Genomic DNA, 19641 nt, shown 5'->3' with positions numbered 1-19641 from the left:
TTTTGCAGCGGGGCCCATTGGCGTCGGCCGGCCAAAACGCCAGGCCGCCAGCCAGCCGCACGGCCGCGACCGGCAAAGCCTATCGCTCGCCCTCGTACTCGACCGGGCCGACGGTGTCTATGCCCTGCATCAGAAACGAGATCGTCACGTTCAGGCCTCGGGCGATCTTCTCGATGGTGTCCAGCGTCGGCGAGACGCGGCCGTGCTCAATGTTCACGAGAAAGGACTTGTCCACCCCAATGGTGAGGGCAAACATCCGCAGCGAGAACTCGCGCTCCATGCGCAGGAGCCGCACTCGCTGTCCGAAGGCCTGTCTCGTAGAAATGCTCATGGTAGCAGCGTAGATACCTTTTTCTTGCGAGCGTCAGGCTATAGACGTACACTCGACTCCTAACGGCAAGAGGGAGTGAAGGGGAGTGCTCGCCATGGCAGTTGAAGAGAGCGGCGCCGCATCCGCCCAGGAGCCCGTCCTCGATGGCGAGAGGCCTGCGGCCGCCGCAGCCCGCCGTAAGGTTCCTGCGTCCAAGCGCATACGTCAGACCCCCGGTGGCCCCGTCCGTCTGACCCCCACGGAGATGCTCATCATTTCCTTCCTCCAGCGTCATGAGGGCTACCCGTGCTCAAAGTCTCAGATTGCCGCGGCGATCGGCCGCAACGAGAAGACCGTGGACCGGCTGCTCTCCCGTCTTCGCCACCACGAGCTCGTGACCTCCGAGGCAGCCTACGCGGAGAGCGGCGCCCAGCTTCCCAACATCTACCGGCTCACAAAGTGGGCAAAGACCGATGCGCGCTCAAGCGTGTGGGCTGGGGAGAAAAGCTGATACCCCCTCCCACCGATTGAGCGATGACTTGACGTATTTGATACCCCCTCCCATCAACAATTTACATAACCGCAGCCGTTTTTGATTAACGTTACCTGAAGTACGTTGGCGTCCCGGAAGGCATCCGCGCGCCAGCGGAAAGACATCAGGAAAGGTATCTGGAGGCTGTCTGCACGCGAACGAAGTCCGACCGCGCGGGTCGTTCGGGAGATGGAAATGACCGATAAGGAACTGCGACATCTGAGCCGGGCCGAGCTCCTTGAGATGCTCCTGACCCAGGCCGAGGAGAACGAGGGGCTGCGGCGTCGTCTTGACGAGGCCGAGCAGGCCCTCGCGGACCGCGCCATAGAGATTCAGCGCGCCGGCTCCCTGGCCGAGGCGTCGCTGCGTCTCAACAAGGTCTTCGCCGCCGCCGACCAGGCGGCCCAGCAGTACCTGGAGAACGTGCGCCGCTTGGCGCAGGAGGGGCGGCTCACGGCATGAGCTTGGCGACGAACATAGCCGCACCCATGCCCGTCGCGTCCGCCCGCCCGTCCCGTAGGGCATCCGGTGGCAAGCACTTCCGTGCCGCCGAGGTCGCCACGGGCGTCTCGTCCCCCGCGTCCAGCAAGAAGGACCTTACGGGCGAGAAGAACCCCGACGCCACGGGCCGCCTGCGCCGTCCGGCGCCGCGCGCCACGGCGGCTGTCGCCATGCCGATGCGGCAGGGTGCCGCCCGCCTGCGCCCCACGGCCGCCCAGCTGCGCGCCGAGCTCACCCGTGAGCGCCGCGTGCACCGCACCGTGGCCATCGCGCGCAGCACGGTCTACGCGCTCGTGGTGGTCGCGGCAGGCGCCGTGCTGGCGTCCACGCTCTTCCTCCCGGTCTTCCGTATCTACGGCACCTCGATGAACCCCACGTTCACCGAGGGCGACATCGTGGTGGCCACACGCGGGGGAGACCTCGCGCAGGGCGACCCGGTGGTCTTCTACTACGAGAACAAGGTCCTCGTGAAGCGATTCATAGCGCGCGCCGGCCAGTGGGTGGACATCGACGACGACGGCAACGTCTACGTCGACGGCCAGAGGCTGGACGAGCCGTACGTGGCCGAGCTGGCAAAGGGGCAGTGCGACATCAGCTTCCCCTACCAGGTGCCGGACGGCCGCATCTTCGTTCTTGGCGACAACCGCGCCACCTCGGTGGACTCACGAAGCACATCGGTGGGGTGCGTGTCTGAGGAGCAACTAGTGGGAAAGATCGTGTTCCGCGTGTGGCCGCTCTCCGGCCTCGGGACCGTCTAAGAGAGAGGTCGGTGAAGGATATGGGAAGACAGGGTACGCCGCGCACTGACGCATCGCGCGCGGGCCTCGCGCACCGCGTGGGCGCGTACGTCAGGGCCCATAGGCAGCACAGGCGGTGGCTCGCGCTGATGGGCGTGCTCGCGGCCGTGGTGGTTGTGGTCACGGCTGGCGCGCTCACCATGCCGGCGTCCACAATGACGGCGGACGTGGCCTCGCTGCCCGAGGGTGCCCAGGTGCCCGAGGGCTACAGCCAGCAGTACACGGCCAAGGACGAGCAGAACGGCGTCATTGTGACCGCCTACGCCCCCGAGGGCGTGGTCCCGGAGGGCGCGACGCTCACGGCTCAGCTCCTTGCGCAGGATAGTGACGAGTACGCAGCCGCCAGGCAGGCAGCCGGCGTCACCGACGAGGAGGGCGCCGGCTTTGCCGCGATGGACATCTCCTTCGTGGACGCCGAGGGCAACGAGGTCGAGCCCACGGGCGACGTGTACGTGAACATCGACGCTGCAGGCATCCTGCCCGAAGACGCCGATCCAGAGAGCGTGACCGTCCAGCACCTTGCCGAGGACGAGTCCGGCAACGTGGCGAGCGTTGACACCGTGGCCGACGCTGGCGACGCCGCCGAGGGCGTTGCCGGCGTGGCTACCGATGACGCGACTGCCGTGCGGGCAGCGTTCTCGACCGATGGGTTCTCCACCTTCACCATCACGTGGAGCGGCAACCGCAAGACCTACTTCAAACTGACCGTGCACTACGTGGACGAGAACGGCAACGAGATCCAGGGGACCCGCAACCAGAACGCCTCGATCTCGCAGAACCGGACGATCACGTTTGCCGACTACGCGGGCCAGATCCAGGGCTACACGTACCAGGCAGCCCACTACCAGGCCGTGGACGGCGCGGTCATCACGAGCGTGCGCGCCACGAGCAGCGGCAGCGGCTTGGGCGTCCAGCGCACGCTGACGTTCTACAACGGCAACCAGGTGGTGCCGACCGACAACAACACCGCGGGGGCGCTCAGCGATACCAAGGAACGCGACATCTACCTGGTGTACAAGCAGGACTCCACCACCCCCGGTGGTGGGGATGAAGGCGGAACTGTTACCGAGAGCGCTAAGGTGAGTACGGGCAAGACCGCCGTACTCCGCGAAGACGGCAACTATGACCTGACTCTTACCGTTTCCGGAGACCGCGGCACGAGCAGCAGCCCCGTGCCGGTCGACATCCTGTTCATCGTCGATCGTTCCGCCAGCATGAACTACAAGCTTGACGAGGATGAGGACGCAGGCAGGGGGGATCAGAGCCGCATGGACGCCGTCGAAGGCGCCGTCAGCTCGTTGGTGACGGCCGTCGAGGGCAACGACGGTATCGACGCGCACTACAGCGTCATCGGCTTCGCCGGCTCCAGGCCGTATAACGGCGGGAGTTACTACGACTACGGTACCGAGGTCGCGCAGGGGTGGACCGACAGTGGTCAAGACGCTATTTCGTCTGTTCAGAATCTTGATCTCGGTGGCGGCACGAACTACCAGCAGGCCATCCACACGGGCAAGGACCAACTTTCAACTGCATCAGGGCACCGGTCGAACGCGACCACCTACGTGATCTTCATCTCCGACGGCCTCCCGACGTATCGCGGCATCAACGTGACCAACAGCACAAACGGTAGCGACCGCAATCCAAACGGTACAGGTAACGGTCAGGATGACGACAAGGGCTATAACATCGCCGCTGCCGTCGAAGAGATCAAGGGCATGTCCTGCGACTACTTCTACGCGATCGGCATGGGCTCGGACTTCGGTCAAAATTCGTGGTGGCCTTATGAAGATAAGCAGGGCACGAAGAATCTGAAGCAGCTTGCGAACGCGGTGAGCGCCACTTCGAAGGGCGATGACAACGTGTTCTCTGCAAGCAGCACGGATGCCCTCGAAAACGCATTCGACAGGATCGCTGGCGACGTTTCATTCTTCGCCGCGAAGGACGTGGCGATCACCGACCCGCTGAGCAAGTATGCCGAGATCGTCCCAGGCGAGAACGGCCAGGTCATGTTCACGGTCAAGTTGGAGAAGCAGAACGAGAGCGGGGGCTACGAACAAGTTGACGAGGCCCAGACGGTGCAGAGCGGCTCGCCAGCCACGTTCACGACCCAGGCGCCGAACGACGAGGGGACGATGGTGGATACCACTTTCACCATCACGCCCAGCTTCGCCGACGGGACGATCACGGCCGTGCTGGCCGGTGAAGGCGGCGCATCCTACGAGCTCGCCCCGGGTTACCGCTACTCCATCAGCACGGTGATCACGCCCAGTCAGGCCGCGAAGGATGCCGGCATGGACAGTGACGCCGCCAAGCAGAACCCCGACGACAACACGGGCACGCACTCGGAGACCGACCCCAAGCAGCAGGGCTTCTGGTCGAACGACAACGACAACGCCAAGGTCACCTATACCGCCAACGGCGAGGAGGGCTCCGAGAACTTCCCCAAGCCCGTCATCCAGGTACCGGAGGTCAAGACGGGCAGCCTGACCATTAACAAGGAGATGAGTGGCCTCGACGAAGACGGAACTACGTCGAAGGACTTCACGTTCACAATTGAGGCGTCTAATCCCGATAACGTTGCAGGCAAGACTTTTGGCGATGCCGTGTTTGACTCGAACGGTCAGGCAACCGTAACCCTAGAGGCCACCTCGGGTCAGGCTGATGCGGACGGCTCAGTCACCATCGATGGTCTTCCCTTGGGTGCATATACGGTGAGCGAGATCTCGGACAGCGTGGCCATTGACGGCTATGTCTGGAAGGGAGTCTCCTATAACTTCGAGAATGGCGTCGTCACGCTTAGCGAGGAAGTCCCTAATCTGACGATTGTGGCAACCAACACCTACGCCAAGCTTGCTGACATCTTCATTGACAAGGTCGACGCGAGCTCGCCTACCACTCTGCTGGACGGCGCAAAGTTCCAGCTCAAGGACTTCAGTGGGCAGGTCGTAAAGCTCGTGAAGGAGGGCGACGTGTATGCGGTCGCCTCGGGCGATGCGGCCGGGGCGGTGGAAAGCTTTGTCGTAAACGGCGAGCTCCAGATCACAGGCCTTGACCCGTCCAAGACATACCTTCTTGCCGAGACCGACGCCCCCGAGGGCTACAACCCGCTGCCTGGCGAAATCACCATCAGCTGGGATGCGGCCGGGACCCTGAAAGCAAATCTTTCCGGCGGCAGCGACTCGCTTATTTCTAAAGTCGAGAGCCACAGCGGTCACATTTCCGTTCCCAACGAGACGGGAGCTGCCCTGCCTGATACCGGTGGTTCCGGTAACACCCCGCTCATCCTCGGTGGCTTGCTTCTCATGGCAGCTGCCGGATGTGGATACGGACTGAGGCGCAGCCGTGAGAGGAGGGGAGAGCGTAGCTAGGCCTCGTCCTCGCACGAGTCTGGCCCCGCGCCGGGCCCGTATCAAAGCAAGAAATCTGTTCGGAAGAAAGAAAGGAAGTTGAGCATGAAGTTCCAGAATTTGGCTAAGGGCTTCCTCGGCGCCGCCCTTGGCCTGACCCTCGCCTTTGGCATGGTCACCCCTGCATTCGCTGCGGACATCAATATCGGCAACGCCGTTGAGGGCCAGACCTACAGCGCCTACAAGCTGTTTGATGTCACCACCTCCACCAGCGGGGACAAGACCAACTACTCTTACACGCTCGACGCTAGCGAGACCGCTCTCAAGACCCTGCTCGAGAAAGCCGGTCTTACCTTCACCGCTTCCGGTGACGGTTCCGTCTACATGGTGACCGACGGTCTTGATGACGAGACTGACGCCGCCAGCCTGGCCAAGTACCTGAAGCAGAACATCGATCAGCTTGGCGATGCTGACGGCACTGCACCGGGTTCTGAGAGCGGTTCTGCCACCATCACCGATCTTGAAGAGGGCTACTACTTCGTGGATACCACGACCGGTACTATGTGCATCCTCAACACCACCGGTGCTACGGACATTGTGGAGAAGAACGAGACTCCGACCGTTGAGAAGAAGGTTACCAACGACGACAAGGACTCCGCGCAGGTCGGCGATACGGTGAACTTCGAGATCACCATCAACGCAAAGCCCGGTGCTGAGAACTACGTCCTGCACGACGACATGTCCGACGGCCTTACCCTGACCCAGGACTCCATCGTCGTTAAGGCTGGCGAGACCACGCTGACCAGCCCTGCTGACTACAGCATCGCCTACCCGACGGGCGAGGGTACTGATGGCTGCGACTTCGAGATCACCTTCACCAAGACGTATCTCGACAGCATCACCACTGACACCACCATTACCGTTACCTATAGCGCCGTTCTGAACGAGAACGCCGTCACGGGCACCGATCCCGAGACCAACAAGGCCATTCTCAACTACGGTGAGAACAACGACGTGACGACCACGCCGGCCGAGACCAAGACCTACACGTATGACTTCGATCTGACCAAGACCGACGAGAACGAGCAGCCTCTTACCGGTGCTGAGTTCTCGCTCTACAGCCAGGAGGAGGGCGGTACCGCTATCAACCTCGTTGACCTTGGCAATGGCAACTACCGCGTTGCTACCTCCACCGATCAGAACACGACCACTACGATTGTGGTGAACAGCGAGGGCAAGGCCACCGTTGACGGTCTCGCGGGCAAGAACTACTGGCTCGAGGAGACCAAGGCGCCCAACGGCTACAACATGCTGACCGAGCGCAAAGTCGTTACCTTCAACGACACTAACACTCCCGCGACCGATGATTTTGCTGCAGTCACTGTTGAGAACCACGCCGGTACCGAGCTCCCCTCCACTGGCGGAATGGGCACCACGGCTCTGTACGCTGTGGGCGCGGCTCTTGTCATTGGCGCTGGCGTGACGCTGGTCGTGCGTCGTCGCGCCTCGCACGAGGCCTAAGCCTCAAGGTTCTTCTCGCCAGCCTTTGAGCTAGGCGAGCGTTAACCCCGTCGTTCGGAGGGGAGGGAGGCCTCCCCTCCGGCGGCGTTGGGGATTTGGGATTCACAACGGCAAGGAGAGCCCTCCGAGCACCATGAGAAAGCCAAGCAAGAGAACGGTCTCAACCATCGCCCTGGTGGCGGTCTTTCTCGTAGGTCTCTCCCTGCTGCTGTACCCGACGGTCAGCGACTGGTGGAACTCCATGCACCAGTCGCGGGCGATTGCGAGCTACTCGGGCGAGGTCGCCGAGATGCAGGCGGAGCAGCGGCAGGAGCTTCTTGACCAGGCGGCCGCGTACAACGAGCGCCTGGTGGGCAAGCCCGACCGGTTCACCCTGAGCGACGAGGAACTGGAGGAGTACAACAGCCTGCTCAGCGTCGACGGAACCAACGTGATTGGCTACGTGGACATTGACAAGATTGACTGCCACCTGCCCATCTACCACGGCACCGACCCCGACGTGCTGCAGGTGGGCGTGGGGCACCTGGAGGGGAGCAGCCTCCCGGTTGGCGGGCCGAGCACGCACGCCGTGATCACCGGCCACAGAGGGCTGCCGAGCGCGCGGCTCTTCACGGACCTGGACCAGATGGAGGTGGGGGACACCTTCACCGTCTCCGTGCTGGACCAGACGCTGACCTATGAGGTGGACCAGATCAGGATCGTGGAGCCTACGGACCTGAGCGACCTGGCCATTGAGGAGGGACAGGACCTATGCACCCTGGTCACGTGCACGCCGTACGGCATCAATACGCACCGACTGCTGGTGCGGGGGCATCGCGTGGAGAACACCTCCACGGTGCGCGTGCCGGCCGACGCACTACAGGTGGACCCGACGCTCGTGGCGCCGCTGGTTGCGATTCCGCTGCTGGTGCTGCTCGCGGCGGGGGTGCTGTGGAAGACGCGGCGACGGCCGGGGGCTGGCGTCGGCGCCGTTGGACGGTCGGTCGGCGTGGGAGCGGGCCGCGGGCCTGGGAGCGGGCCCGGCGGCACGGGCTTCTCGCCAGGCGTGCGGGGAGGCTCGCAGGACGGCCGACAGGATGGGCCGAGACGAGGGTTTGCTCCGCCCGGCCGTGACGGCCGAGCGGCGGAACGGAAGAGGAACGGTGGCGGACACGCCCGCAGGTGAGGGCGAGAGAGGGAGGTACCTGAGATGAGGAAGAGAAGGGGGCTGCTCGCGCTTCTTGCCGGCGTGGTGGCGGTTGCGCTGTGCGGGCTTGCGACGGTTCCGGCGTTCGCGCACGAGGCGGTCGACCTGAGTCGGAAGGGCTCCGTCTCTGTGACGATGACGTACGAGGGCGACCCGGTGGGCGGGGGCTCGCTGGAGCTGTACCGCGTGGGCTCCGTGGCCGAGGATGACGGCAACTTCTCCTTTGAGCTGACGCCGGCGTTTGCGGGCAGCGGCGCCGCGCTTGATGACGTGACTTCGGCTGACCTGGCGACCTCGCTGGCCGAGTATGCGGAGACGCAGGGTGTGGCTGCCGATGGCACGTATCAGATTGCCGACGACGGGACGATGACGGCGCCCGGGCTGGAGCTGGGGCTGTACCTGGTGGTGCAGAGCGAGCCGGCCGAGGGCTACGAGCCGTGCGTGCCGTTTCTGGTGAGCGTGCCGATGAACGAGAACGGCGTGTACGTCTACGACGTGGACGCGACGCCGAAGGTGGAGCCGGGCGGGCTTGTGCCCGTGGAGCCTCCTGCCGAGGAGACGCCGACGCCGGGCACCTCCGCCGAGACGGAGACCGACCTGCCGACGACCGGCGACGCCACCAACTTTGTGCCCGTGATCGCGTGCGTGGGTGTCGGCGTGGTGCTTGTTGGCTGCGCGGTGGCGTTCCGCAAGCACGGCGGCAGCCAGTAGGCCTTGGCCTGTTGGACGATTGCGAGCGATTGGCTGTGAGGTACGTACGGTGAGCGGCCGTCTTGGCCGGGCTCTGATCGTGGTGGGGGCAGCGCTTCTGGTGGGGGCGCTGTCCCTCTTTGCGTGGGGCTCGTGGGACGACGCGCGTGCCCGGGACGCAGCGGCGGGCGTTGTGGAGGCGCTTGAGCCACTGCTGGGGACCGTTGACGCAGCCGAGGGTTGGGACATGGCCGCGGTGAGCGTCGACGGGCAGGACTACGTTGGCGTTCTTGCGATTCCCGCGCTGGGGCTGGAGCTGCCGGTGGCGAGCACGTGGTCGTACGAGCAGCTGGCCGACGGTCCTTGTCGCTACTTTGGGTCTGTGGCCGGGGGTGACCTGGTGATTGCCGGACGCAGCTACGACTCGCACTTTGGACGGATCGGCAGCCTGGGCGTGGGGGACGAGGTGTCGCTCACGTGCGCGGACGGGACGGTCTGCGTGTACGAGGTGGCCGAGATCGACTCCGTGGGAGCTGACGACATTGACGCGATGACGTCGGGCGAGTTTGCGCTGACCCTGTTTACGGACACGGGCGGCGGGCAGTCGCGCGTGGCGGTTCGTTGCGACCGGGTGGCGTGAGCGGCTCGATGGTGGCTGCGGGCGGCGCCTCGCTCCCCCGAATGCCCCGCGCATGCAGGCCTACAAACGGGGTACAATCGGTAACGAACAGGGGCTTTCGCCCTCCTGTTTAACGGTGAGTGGGCTTAGTCGCCCGGGTCTGCCGTCGGTCGGGGCGGCTGTTCCCATGTAAGAGCGACTAAGCCCACGAAAACCTTATCTAACGATTAAGATAAGGATGCTCAGCATCGCAAGGAGCGCGGTGCTGGATAGGACGAGCATCGTGAGCTTGGTCATGGGAACCCTCCAATCTTCCTGCGAGACTCGGAGGGCGCCTTTGCCCGCCACCCGGTTATTAAGCGGATGTAATATGGGTATCATCGCAGTACAGCAAGGTTTTACGACGGGCAGGCGTGGTCGGGGGACGCGCCTGCCCACCAGGGTTTGGTTGCCTTTGACGCTCACTGACCACCGCTCGCGCCGTTCACCCGCCCTTGCAGACTCCACTTCATGACAGACAAACGGCTCGCGGGTTCTTCTCGCCGGGCGTGATACACTACCTCCTGACAACGGGGGGCTGGCGCACGCCGGCTGAGATTGAGCCTAGGACGTCCCTGCGGGACACGCGGCTCTGACCCATAACCTGATCCGGGTAATGCCGGCGTAGGGAGAGACCACGCGCTTGCGCGGCACCTACGGAGGACGGGGTGCCGCGGCACCCAGAAGGGAGGGCGCGTGAACTGCTCGGTTGCCATTCAGTTCCTGCCCATGGACGCCACAACTGACGACGCCACCTGCGACGCGGTGGACGCCGTCATCGCCTACATCGACTCCACGGGGGTGGACTACTTTGTGGGCCCGTTTGAGACGGCCATCGAGGGCGACTACGAGACCTGCATGGAGATCCTCAAGAACTGCCAGCTCGTGGGCGCCAAGGCGGGGTGCAAGCACATGATGACCTACGCCAAGATCAACTTCCGTCCGGACGGCGACGTCATGTCCACGGAGCACAAGGTCGGCAAGTACCACCCCGGGGACCCCGAGTTTGCCCCGAAGAGCGCGGACGCGGCGGCGTAGCCCATGCCCGCGCCCAAGCCCAGACCTGCCTCCGGCCCCGCCCGCGCCCAGGCGCCCACGCGCGCCCGGCGCGTCCTGATGCCGCTCGCGGCGGTCGTCGCGCTGCTCGTGGCGTGGGAGGCCGTCGTCGACCTCGGGGTGGTGCCCAACTTCCTGCTGCCGACGCCGGCGCAGGTGGTCGCCGCGCTCGCCGAGGACGCCGCGCTTCTCGCCAGCCACTCGCTGACCACGCTCGCCGAGGCGGCGGTCGGCCTTGCCGCCGGCGTTGCGCTGGGGTTCGTCTTTGCCGTGCTCATGGACCGCTTCGAGGCCTTCTACCTGGCCTTCGAGCCGCTCATGACCATATCGCAGACCATCCCCACCGTCGCCATAGCGCCGCTTCTGGTGCTGTGGCTCGGCTACGGCGCGCTGCCCAAGGTCGTGCTCGTGGTGGTCTCGACGTTCTTCCCGATCACGGTGTCGCTCGCCTCGGGCTTCCGCTCGGTCGACCCGGACGTCGTGGACCTCATGCGCACGATGAACGCCTCGCGCTGGCAGGTCTTCTGGTACGCCAAGCTGCCGGCCGCGGCCGACCAGTTCTTCAGCGGCCTCAAGATCTCGGCGACCTACGCCATCGTGGGCGCCGTCATCGCCGAGTGGCTCGGCGGCAACGCGGGCCTGGGCGTCTACATGACGCGCGTGCGCAAGTCCTTCTCGTACGACCGCATGTTTGCCTCGATCATCATCATCTCCGTGCTCTCGCTGGGGCTCATGAAGCTCGTCGAGCTGCTCCAGCGGGCGTGCATGCCCTGGAAGAGGGCAGAAAGGAACAGCAATGAGCGATAAGAACCTCTCCCGCAGCATCAGCCGTCGTCAGTTCGTCGCCGTCGCCGGCGCCGCCGGTGCCACCGCGGCACTCGCGGGCTGCGGGACCACCGGCGACGACGCCGCCCAGGGTGACGCCCAGGGCGCCTCCGACAGCGCGAGCGGTGACAAGACCAAGATCTCCTTCGTGCTGGACTACACCCCCAACACCAACCACACCGGCATCTACGTGGCTCTCGACCAGGGCTACTTCGCCGAGGAAGGCCTCGAGGTCGAGATCGTGCAGCCGCCCGCGGACGGCGCCGACGCGCTCATCGGTGCGGGCGGGGCTCAGATGGGCGTCTCCTACCAGGACTACATCGCCAACAACCTGGCCTCCGACCAGCCGATGCCCTACTCCGCCGTGGCCGCCGTCATCCAGCACAACACCTCCGGCATCATGAGCCGCGCCGAGGACGGCATCACGCACCCGGCCGCCATGGAGGGCCACACCTACGCCACCTGGAACATGCCCGTCGAGCAGGCCACCGTGCGCCACTGCGTGGAGGCCGACGGCGGCGACTGGTCCAAGGTGGAGCTTGTGCCCTACGAGGTGGACGACGAGGTCAGTGGCCTGCGCGCCAACATGTTCGACACCGTGTGGGTCTACGAGGCCTGGGCCGTGCAGAACGCCGTGGTGCAGGACTTCCCGTACAACTACTTCAGCTTCATCTCCATCGACTCGGTCTTTGACTACTACACTCCGGTCATCGCCGCCAACGACGACTTCGCCAAGGAGAACCCCGACGCGGTGAAGGCCTTCCTGCGCGCGGTGAAGAAGGGCTACGAGTACGCCGTCGAGAACCCCGACGGCGCGGCGGACATCCTCTGCGCGCAGGTGCCCGAGCTGGACAGCGACCTCGTGCATCAGAGCCAGACCTATCTTGCCGGCAAGTACGTTGACGACGCCGAGAGCTGGGGCGTCATCGACCCGGACCGCTGGGCGGCCTTCTACCAGTGGCTGAACGACAACGACCTCGTTGAGAACAAGCTGGACGTCAACGCCGGCTACGACCTCTCCTTCCTGGAGTAGGCGTGGGCGCTGGCGAGAAGAACGGGCCCCCCGTGGCCGCGGGCGCGCAGGCGACTCCCGCGCTCGCGGCCGAGGGGCTCACCCTCTCGTGGGACGGCGAGCACGTCATCGTGCGCGACGTCGACGTGACCGTGGCGCCCGGCGAGGTCTGCTGCCTCGTGGGCCGCTCCGGCTGCGGAAAGACCACGATTCTGCACGCGCTCGCCGGCCTGACGACCCCCGTGGCCGGCCACGTCCTCCTGCATGGCGAGGACGTGACCGGCCGGCCGGGTCGCGTGAGCTACATGCTGCAGAAGGACCTCCTGCTGCCGAGCCGCCGCATCATCGACAACGTGTGCCTGCCGCTCGTGCTCGCGGGCATGAGGAGGGCCGACGCGCGCGAGAAGGCCGCCCCGCTCTTTGAGCGCTTCGGCCTCGCGGGCTGCGAGCTCAAGTGGCCGAGCGAGCTCTCCGGCGGCATGCGCCAGCGCGCGGCGTTCCTGCGCACCTATCTCATGGGCGCTGACGTGACGCTGCTCGATGAGCCCTTCTCGGCGCTTGACGCCCTCACGCGCACGGACGTGCGCCGCTGGTTCGTCGGCGTGGCGGCCGAGCTGGGGCTCTCCGCGCTCGTCATCACGCATGACGTGGACGAGGCCGTCTCGATGGCGAGCCGGATCTACGTGCTCACTGGAGCGCCTGCCGCGGGCGAGCCGAGCCATGTGGCGGGCATCGTGCCCGTGAACCGCGTTGCCAGCGAGAGCTTCGAGCTCACCGACGAGTACCTCGCCGCCAAGCGCCAGGTCATGGCGCTGCTGGGCTAGGCGGGGCGTCGGGCGGGACCCCGCTGGCGCGCGCTCGCCGCACCCGCACGCCCCCGCCCGGCCGCGCGGGCGCGTCACGCTTGCGTAAGGCCCGCGTAATGCTCGCGCAAGGCTCGCCCCCGGCGCCCGCCCGCGCACCCTCCCCGGACGTATCGTTGTGGTAAGGATGCGTTCAGGTGGGGGAGGTGGCGTGGGAGCTCGAGCCAAGACGCTGATCGCCGGCGTGGCCCTCATCGTCGCCGCGGTCGTGGTGGCGGGCGCCATCGCGCTCCTGTCCGGCGAGTCGGGCGGGGGCTCTCCGTCCCCCGAGCCTTCGACCGACCAGGCCGAGGAGCTCACCGTCGTCCGAGGGGTCATCGGCTCGGAGAAGGAGTCTCTCTTCGCCGACCCCGAGGCCCGGGCCATCTTCGCCCGCTACGGCCTCGACGTGCAGGTCACGACCTCGGGCTCCTGGGCCATGGCGGAGCGCCCCGGCATCGAGGAGGCGGACTTCGCCTCCCCCTCCTCGGAGATCGCCGCCGCGCACCTCGCCGACGTCCACGGGGACGAGGTCCTCTCCACCACCCGGCCCTTCTACTCGCCGCTCGCCCTGGCGACGGGCGACGCCGCCCTCGACGTCCTGTCGCAGAACGGCATCGCGGAGCAGCGCGACGGCGTGTGGTACCTCGACATGGCGGCCTACCTCGACGCCGTGGCGGAGGGCAGGCGCTGGACGGACCTCGTCGGGTCGGACGCGTACCCCTCGAGCCGAAACGTCATGGTCACCACGACCGACGTGCGCTCCTCGAACTCGGCGCTCATGTACCTGTGCCTCGCGAGCTACGTGCTCAACGGCAACGCGGTCGTGACGAGCGAGGACGCCGCCCGGCGGCAGGCCTCCGACTCGCTCGCCCGCCTCTTCCTCGACCAGGGGTACTCGCAGTCGTCCTCCTCGGGGCCGTGGGAATCCTTCCTCTCCAAGGGGCCCATGAACCAGCCGCTCACCCTCATCTACGAGAGCCAGTACCTCGAGGCGCAGATGAACGAGCCCGCCCGCGTGACCTCGTCTATGAGGATCTGCTACCCCTCGCCCACGATCTTCTCGGACCACGTGGTCGTGGCCTTCTCGGAGGCCGGCCAGCGGGTCCAGGACGTCCTCGAGAACGACGCCGACATGGCGCGCATCATCGCGCGGCACGGCTTCAGGCTCAACGGCGCCAACTCGGCCGCCTTCGCCGAGACGGTGAGCGGGGCGTCCCTCACCGGGTACGCGGAGGACGGGACCTTCATCGACGCCGCGCAGGCCCCCAGCTACGAGGTGGCCGACGCCATGCTCCAGACCATCGAGGCGCTCTACTAGCGCGAGGGGAGAAGAACCATGAGACCAGCACCCGCCCCGCGTCGCCGCGCCCTCGTCGTCCTTCTCGCCCTGCTCTGTGCCATCGCGAGCGCGCTCGCGCTACCCGCCTGCTCGGCGCCCGACGAGCTCGCCGATGACGCCCCCGCGACCCAGGGGGCGTCGGGCGGTGACGGCCCCTCCGTCGACGGCGCCACGCTTCGCGTGCTCGCCGGGTCCGAGGTCAAGGACATGGAGGGCATCCTCGAGGACGCCCAGGACGAGCTCGGCATCACGGTCGAACTCGAGTACATGGGCACGCTCGACGGCACGGAGGCCGTGATGGCGGGCGAGGGCGACTACGACGCCACGTGGTTCCCGTCAAACGCCTACATGTCGCTCTTCGACGAGAAGGGCTCGCTCGTGAGCCAGGAGACGTCGATCATGCGCACGCCCGTCGTGCTGGGCGTGCGGGCCGATCGCGCCGCCGAGCTGGGCTGGGACGAGCGGAGCCCGACGTGGGCCGAGGTCGTCGACGCCGCCGACTCGGGGGAGTTCCGCTACGGCATGTCGAGCCCGGTCTCGTCCAACAGCGGCTTCTCGGCGCTCGTGGAGCTCGCCACGGCGCTCTCGGGCACGGGTGCGGCCATCACCGCCGACGACGTCGAGACGGTGGCCGCGGACCTCACGCGCTTCGCGCAGGGACAGGCGCTCACGAGCGGCTCGTCGGGCTGGCTCATGGACGCCTACGGCAACGACCCCTCGGCGGTGGACGGCGTCTTCAACTACGAGTCCCTGGTCCTGGCGGACCCCGGCCTCGTCGAGGTGATCCCCCAGGACGGCGTCATCACCGCCGACTACCCGCTCACGCTGCTCTCGGGCCGTGGCGACCGGGCCGAGGCGGCCTACCGCGCGCTCGTGGACTACCTGCGGCGCGACGACGTCCAGCGGCGCATCGCCGACGAGACGCTGCGCCGGACCGACGCCACCACGGCCGACGACGCCACGGAGGCCTTCGAGATCCCCTTCCCCAACCGCCTCGAGACGGTGAGGGCGCTGCTCTCGAGCTGGGTCTCCGACGTGCGCAAGCCCGCCAACATGGTCTTCCAGATCGACACCTCGGGCTCGATGGAGGGTTCGCGGCTCGACGCCCTCAAGGCGGCGCTCGGCTCGCTCACGGACACGGGCGCCGAGGGGACGGGCTCGCTTCTGACCTTCCAGCCGCGCGAGACGGTGCACTTCGTGGAGTTCGCCACCTCGGTCAAGGACGAGCGCGACATCACGGTCGGCGAGGACGGGAACCTCTCCGACGTGGGCGACTACGTCCGGGGGCTCGTCGCGTCCGGCAGTACCGCGATCTACGGGACGCTCGAGCGTTCCCTCGAGCTTGCGGCACGGACCCGCTCCGACGCGAACGTGACCTCCGTCGTGCTCTTCTCGGACGGCGAGAACCTCGAGTCGCCGGACCTCGCCGCGTTCAGGTCATGGTACGAGGCCACGCCCGAGGTCCATGGCATCCCGGTGTACGCGATCTTGTTCGGCGAGGCGAGCAGGGACGAGATGGAGCAGCTCGCCGAGCTCACGGGTGGGCGCGTCTTCGACGCGGCGGACGGGGACCTCACCGCCGCCTTCAAGGAGATCCGCGGCTATCTGTAGACGAGGGCGGGTGCCGGGTCGGGCGAGGAGAGAGCGGGAGGGATCGATGCGGGGCGAGAGGGTCATGGCGATCGGGGTGTCCGTGGCGGTCCTCGCGGTCTTCTGCGGCGCCGCCCTTCTCGTCGCGGGCGTCGCTGCCCGCGTGGGGCTCATCGCGGCGGGCGCCCTCATGTCGGCTGGGTCGTGGCTGCTGCTCACCTCGCTCAACATGCCGAGCCACGTGGCTGCCATTGACCTTGAGGCGCTCGTGGGCGCCGACCCCGCCCTCAAGGAGTCTGCGGAGGCCGTGAACGAGATGGCGGCGCGCATCGAGGGAGCGTGCGCGGCGGACGAGCCCCGGGGCATCGCCGCCGAGGCCGAGCCCCTTCGCGCCCTCGTGGCGTCCATGGTCGAGCTCGTGGGCCTGCCCGAGCTCGCGTCCGCCGGGGCGGAGGAGGACCGTCGCCTCGTGCTCTCGCTCGCGACGACCTGGCTGCCGGGCGCCTGGGAGCAGCTCGTCACCAACGTGCGCTACCTCGGCTTCGGCGGGCGCGCGAGCTCTCGCGCGCGCCGCAACGTCACGGCGCTCGACGGGCAGTGCGCCGACGTGGCGGGCGCGCTCGACCTCGTGCGCGCGCGCATCGTGGAGGGCGCCTCCACCCAGATCGAGACCGGCGCCGACTACCTGAGGCAGCGCCTCGGGCACCGCCCGAGCGAGCTCGACGTGAGCTGACGTCCCGCGTGGCCCGACCGCCTCGCGGCCGCGGGCGCGCCTGCCGCCCGACCCCACCTGCCCCCATGAAAGGAGACCCCATGTCCGATGACCTTCTCAGCGCGCCCGATGACCGCTTCGACCTCGAGGCGACCCCGGCGCCCGAGCCGGTGCGCGTCGAGGGCGCGCTCTCGCAGGTGCCCGCCCCTGACGCCGCGGAGCTCCGGCGCCTGAGCGACAACGCCGGCTCCTGGGTCGCGCGCGTGGCGACTCTGCCGCCCCAGAGCCTCGAGTTCAAGCAGGAGGTCGACGCCATCTACGAGGTGGGCGCCGACGCCTTTCGCGAGACCAGCAGCACCTCGAGCCGCTTCCTCGAGCAGTCTCTGGCCACGTCCAGGTCCGGGGGAGCGCAGCAGGAGGTCTCCAGGAGCCTCGTCGACCTGCGCAACGAGGTCGACGAGCTCGCGCCGGGCGAGGACACCTTCGCCGAGCGCCTGCTGGGGGCGCTGCCCCTCGCGAGTCGCGTGAGGCGCTACTTCCGGCGCTACGAGTCCAACCAGGGCCAGCTCAACGCGATTCTGCTCGCGCTCGGCAAGGGGCAGGACCTGCTGCGCAAGGACAACGCTGCCCTCAACGTGGAGCGGCGCAGCCTCTGGGGCAACCTCGGGACCCTGAGGCGCGCCTACGAGCTGCTGACCGGCATCGACGACGCTCTCGTGGAGCGCATCGAGCGCGAGCGGGCCGCGGGCAACGCCGAGCTCGCCGCCTCGCTCGAGCGCGACGCGCTGTTCGCCGTGCGTCAGCGCCGCCAGGACGTGCAGACCCAGGCGGCGGTGACCATCCAGGCCTACCTCTCGATGGGAATCATCCAGCAGAACAACGACCAGCTGGTCCGAGGCGTCGAGCGCGCCAAGACCACCACGGTGACCGCGCTGCGCACCGCCGTGATCGTCGCGCAGTCGCTCGAGAACCAGAAGCTCGTGCTCGACCAGATCGACGCCGTCAACAGGACCACCGACGCCATGATCGACCGCACGAGCAAGCTGCTGCAGGAGAACTCCCTGCGCACGCAGCAGCAGGCCGTCTCGAGCGGCGTCTCGCCCGAGACGCTGAGGCGCGCATACGACGCGGTCTTCTCGACGCTCGACGGCATCGACAGGTTCCGCGAGCAGGCCAACGAGTCCTTCGCCAAGACGATTGACGTGCTGAGCGAGCAGCTTGAGCGGGCTCGCGACTACGCCGAGCGGATGAATCGCGACGGGGAGGGCGCCTCGCTGGAACCGGGGGAGTGACGCGACGGAGTGGGACACCGGGGACGGAGCGGTGACAATCCCTCCGTCCCCGTGTCACACCCGTGTCACAGGGTCGTGACGCCCGCCGCGGCGAGCTCGCCGCGCGCCTCGTCGCTCAGGTGGGGGTCGGTGATCACGCAGACGTCCTTCTTGCCCAGCGCAAGCGGGACGGTGCCGCGCCGGCCGAACTTCTCGCTCTCCGTGAGCACCACCACGCGCTCGGCGTGCTCCGCCATGTCGCGGACGGCCTGCGCGCGCATCTGGTCGCTGTTGGTGAACCCGGTGCGGGCGGAGAAGCCGTCCGTGCCGGCGAAGAGCAGGTCAACGTAGAAGCCCTCGACGCAGGACCGCACCATGGGCCCCACCATGACCTGCGAGTCCTTCTGGTAGATGCCGCCGATGAGCACGACCCTCACCGTGGGGTCGTCGCGCACGGACGAGGCGATGAAGGCGCTGTTGGTGATGACCGTGACCTCGCGTCTCTCGGCGGCGAGCTGCGCCACGAGCAGGGCGCAGCAGCTGCCGCTCTCCACCATGACGGTGTCCCCGTCGCGCACGAGCTCCGCGACGTGCCGGACGTCCTGTGCTCCGCGCTCACGGACGACTGTATCGGTCGCGGCAAGACCATCAAGGAGGGCGGCGCGGTCTACGACTTCATCTCAGGCCTCCAGGTGGGCATCGCCAACATGGCCGACTCCCTCGCGGCCATCAAGAAGCTCGTTTTTGACGAGAGGCGCATCACGCCGGCCGAGCTCGCCGACGCGCTGGAGACAGACTTCGCGGGCGAGAAGGGTGAGCAGATCCGCCAGATGCTCGTGAACGACGCCCCCAAGTACGGCAACGATGACGACTCCGTGGACCAGCTCGTAGTGGACGCCTACCAGTCCTACATCGACGAGATTGCCAAGTATCCCAACACGCGCCATGGCCGCGGCCCCATCGGCGGCATCCGCTACGCCGGCACCTCCTCGATCAGCGCCAACGTGGGGCAGGGAATGGGGACCATGGCCACGCCCGACGGCCGCCACGCCCACGAGCTGCTCGCCGAGGGCTGCAGCCCCGCGCACAACGCCGACACCCACGGTCCCACCGCCGTCTTCAAGTCCGTCTCGAAGCTTCCCACGGAGAAGATTACGGGCGGCGTGCTGCTCAACCAGAAGATGGCTCCCACGATGCTCGCCTCCGAGCGCAACAAGCAGAAGCTCGAGATGCTCATCTCAGCGTTTTTCGACCGCCTGCACGGCTATCACGTGCAGTACAACATCGTGAGCCGCGAGACCCTGCTTGACGCGCAGGCCCACCCCGAGAGGCACAAGGACCTGATCGTCCGCGTGGCCGGCTACTCCGCGTTCTTCAACGTGCTCTCCCGCGCCACCCAGGACGACATCATCGCCCGCACCGAGCAGACCCTGTAGCGTGCAAAAGGGA

At 66.9% G+C, this 19641-nt stretch carries 19 protein-coding genes; 17 read left to right on the top strand and 2 right to left on the bottom strand.

The annotated features are described in order from the left end of the window. Nucleotides 1-79 precede the first annotated feature (79 nt). The gene (locus H9X80_RS06710) at nucleotides 80-331 is read right to left on the bottom strand and encodes a helix-turn-helix domain-containing protein (RefSeq protein ID WP_204793572.1); all 252 of its coding nucleotides are present in this window, start codon (nucleotides 329-331) and stop codon (nucleotides 80-82) included. A 94-nt stretch (nucleotides 332-425) separates the two neighbouring features. On the opposite strand from H9X80_RS06710, the gene H9X80_RS06705 reads away from it, so the two are divergent. From H9X80_RS06705 to H9X80_RS06630, 16 genes are all read left to right on the top strand, one after another. Continuing rightward, nucleotides 426-821, top strand: coding sequence for a helix-turn-helix domain-containing protein (locus H9X80_RS06705; protein WP_204793571.1), 396 nt, complete (start codon nucleotides 426-428; stop codon nucleotides 819-821). A 216-nt stretch (nucleotides 822-1037) separates the two neighbouring features. Further along, nucleotides 1038-1304: a hypothetical protein gene (locus tag H9X80_RS06700; RefSeq protein ID WP_204793570.1), complete on the top strand. Its 267-nt coding sequence runs from the start codon at nucleotides 1038-1040 to the stop codon at nucleotides 1302-1304. Then, nucleotides 1301-2101 carry a signal peptidase I gene (gene lepB / locus H9X80_RS06695; RefSeq protein ID WP_239471739.1) on the top strand — a complete coding sequence of 267 codons (801 nt, stop codon included), beginning with the start codon at nucleotides 1301-1303 and terminating at the stop codon, nucleotides 2099-2101. Before H9X80_RS06700 ends, lepB begins: the two co-directional genes overlap by 4 nt. Nucleotides 2102-2121: 20 nt before the next feature. Then, nucleotides 2122-5508 carry a DUF7604 domain-containing protein gene (locus tag H9X80_RS06690; protein ID WP_239471754.1) on the top strand — a complete coding sequence of 1129 codons (3387 nt, stop codon included), beginning with the start codon at nucleotides 2122-2124 and terminating at the stop codon, nucleotides 5506-5508. Between the two features lie 84 nt (nucleotides 5509-5592). After that, nucleotides 5593-7008, top strand: coding sequence for a SpaH/EbpB family LPXTG-anchored major pilin (locus H9X80_RS06685; RefSeq protein ID WP_204793568.1), 1416 nt, complete (start codon nucleotides 5593-5595; stop codon nucleotides 7006-7008). A gap of 133 nt (nucleotides 7009-7141) precedes the next feature. Continuing rightward, nucleotides 7142-8173: a class C sortase gene (locus H9X80_RS06680; protein WP_204793567.1), complete on the top strand. Its 1032-nt coding sequence runs from the start codon at nucleotides 7142-7144 to the stop codon at nucleotides 8171-8173. Between the two features lie 24 nt (nucleotides 8174-8197). Then, nucleotides 8198-8905: a hypothetical protein gene (locus tag H9X80_RS06675; protein WP_204793566.1), complete on the top strand. Its 708-nt coding sequence runs from the start codon at nucleotides 8198-8200 to the stop codon at nucleotides 8903-8905. A gap of 49 nt (nucleotides 8906-8954) precedes the next feature. Next, nucleotides 8955-9524 carry a sortase domain-containing protein gene (locus H9X80_RS06670; protein ID WP_204793565.1) on the top strand — a complete coding sequence of 190 codons (570 nt, stop codon included), beginning with the start codon at nucleotides 8955-8957 and terminating at the stop codon, nucleotides 9522-9524. A 714-nt stretch (nucleotides 9525-10238) separates the two neighbouring features. Next, a complete protein-coding gene (locus H9X80_RS06665; protein ID WP_204793564.1) occupies nucleotides 10239-10580 on the top strand; it encodes a thiamine-binding protein in 342 nt (113 codons plus the stop codon). Nucleotides 10581-10658: 78 nt separating this feature from the next. Next, nucleotides 10659-11405 carry an ABC transporter permease gene (locus tag H9X80_RS06660; RefSeq protein WP_428832973.1) on the top strand — a complete coding sequence of 249 codons (747 nt, stop codon included), beginning with the start codon at nucleotides 10659-10661 and terminating at the stop codon, nucleotides 11403-11405. Next, complete coding sequence (locus H9X80_RS06655; protein ID WP_204793562.1) at nucleotides 11395-12456, top strand: ABC transporter substrate-binding protein; 1062 nt, start codon at nucleotides 11395-11397, stop codon at nucleotides 12454-12456. The genes H9X80_RS06660 and H9X80_RS06655 overlap by 11 nt, the downstream gene beginning before the upstream one ends. 2 nt (nucleotides 12457-12458) lie before the next feature. Continuing rightward, nucleotides 12459-13259, top strand: coding sequence for an ABC transporter ATP-binding protein (locus H9X80_RS06650; RefSeq protein ID WP_342590885.1), 801 nt, complete (start codon nucleotides 12459-12461; stop codon nucleotides 13257-13259). 190 nt (nucleotides 13260-13449) lie between these two features. Next, nucleotides 13450-14598 carry a hypothetical protein gene (locus tag H9X80_RS06645; RefSeq protein ID WP_204793561.1) on the top strand — a complete coding sequence of 383 codons (1149 nt, stop codon included), beginning with the start codon at nucleotides 13450-13452 and terminating at the stop codon, nucleotides 14596-14598. Nucleotides 14599-14616: 18 nt separating this feature from the next. Further along, entirely contained in the window at nucleotides 14617-16230 is a 1614-nt protein-coding gene (locus H9X80_RS06640; protein WP_204793560.1) for a vWA domain-containing protein, read from the top strand. Nucleotides 16231-16276: 46 nt separating this feature from the next. Continuing rightward, nucleotides 16277-16942, top strand: coding sequence for a hypothetical protein (locus tag H9X80_RS06635; protein ID WP_204793559.1), 666 nt, complete (start codon nucleotides 16277-16279; stop codon nucleotides 16940-16942). Between the two features lie 80 nt (nucleotides 16943-17022). Continuing rightward, entirely contained in the window at nucleotides 17023-18213 is a 1191-nt protein-coding gene (locus H9X80_RS06630) for a toxic anion resistance protein (protein WP_204793558.1), read from the top strand. A 65-nt stretch (nucleotides 18214-18278) separates the two neighbouring features. On the opposite strand, the gene H9X80_RS06625 is transcribed toward H9X80_RS06630, so the two are convergent. After that, nucleotides 18279-18770: a DeoR/GlpR family DNA-binding transcription regulator gene (locus H9X80_RS06625; RefSeq protein ID WP_342590884.1), complete on the bottom strand. Its 492-nt coding sequence runs from the start codon at nucleotides 18768-18770 to the stop codon at nucleotides 18279-18281. Nucleotides 18771-18782: 12 nt separating this feature from the next. Between H9X80_RS06625 and H9X80_RS06620 the strand changes: the two genes are divergently transcribed. Then, complete coding sequence (locus H9X80_RS06620) at nucleotides 18783-19628, top strand: pyruvate formate lyase family protein (RefSeq protein WP_241145777.1); 846 nt, start codon at nucleotides 18783-18785, stop codon at nucleotides 19626-19628. The last annotated feature ends 13 nt before the right edge of the window (nucleotides 19629-19641 follow it).

Origin of the sequence: Olsenella profusa (assembly GCF_016900315.1) — a bacterium.
In the GTDB taxonomy this organism is placed as follows: domain Bacteria; phylum Actinomycetota; class Coriobacteriia; order Coriobacteriales; family Atopobiaceae; genus Thermophilibacter; species Thermophilibacter profusus_A.
The sequence above is the reverse complement of the archived record's forward strand: the minus strand, read 5'-3'. Positions and strand labels throughout refer to the sequence as shown.

What these genes read in the sequence shown, in the direction of transcription:
- H9X80_RS06705 (WP_204793571.1), top strand. Translation starts at nt 426, where the DNA reads ATGGCAGTTGAAGAGAGCGGCGCCGCATCCGCCCAGGAGCCCGTCCTC.
- H9X80_RS06660 (WP_428832973.1), top strand. Translation starts at nt 10,659, where the DNA reads ATGCCGCTCGCGGCGGTCGTCGCGCTGCTCGTGGCGTGGGAGGCCGTC.
- H9X80_RS06635 (WP_204793559.1), top strand. Translation starts at nt 16,277, where the DNA reads ATGCGGGGCGAGAGGGTCATGGCGATCGGGGTGTCCGTGGCGGTCCTC.
- H9X80_RS06630 (WP_204793558.1), top strand. Translation starts at nt 17,023, where the DNA reads ATGTCCGATGACCTTCTCAGCGCGCCCGATGACCGCTTCGACCTCGAG.
- H9X80_RS06640 (WP_204793560.1), top strand. Translation starts at nt 14,617, where the DNA reads ATGAGACCAGCACCCGCCCCGCGTCGCCGCGCCCTCGTCGTCCTTCTC.
- H9X80_RS06680 (WP_204793567.1), top strand. Translation starts at nt 7,142, where the DNA reads ATGAGAAAGCCAAGCAAGAGAACGGTCTCAACCATCGCCCTGGTGGCG.
- H9X80_RS06690 (WP_239471754.1), top strand. Translation starts at nt 2,122, where the DNA reads ATGGGAAGACAGGGTACGCCGCGCACTGACGCATCGCGCGCGGGCCTC.
- H9X80_RS06710 (WP_204793572.1), bottom strand. Translation starts at nt 331, where the DNA reads ATGAGCATTTCTACGAGACAGGCCTTCGGACAGCGAGTGCGGCTCCTG.
- lepB (WP_239471739.1), top strand. Translation starts at nt 1,301, where the DNA reads ATGAGCTTGGCGACGAACATAGCCGCACCCATGCCCGTCGCGTCCGCC.
- H9X80_RS06685 (WP_204793568.1), top strand. Translation starts at nt 5,593, where the DNA reads ATGAAGTTCCAGAATTTGGCTAAGGGCTTCCTCGGCGCCGCCCTTGGC.
- H9X80_RS06655 (WP_204793562.1), top strand. Translation starts at nt 11,395, where the DNA reads ATGAGCGATAAGAACCTCTCCCGCAGCATCAGCCGTCGTCAGTTCGTC.
- H9X80_RS06675 (WP_204793566.1), top strand. Translation starts at nt 8,198, where the DNA reads ATGAGGAAGAGAAGGGGGCTGCTCGCGCTTCTTGCCGGCGTGGTGGCG.
- H9X80_RS06700 (WP_204793570.1), top strand. Translation starts at nt 1,038, where the DNA reads ATGACCGATAAGGAACTGCGACATCTGAGCCGGGCCGAGCTCCTTGAG.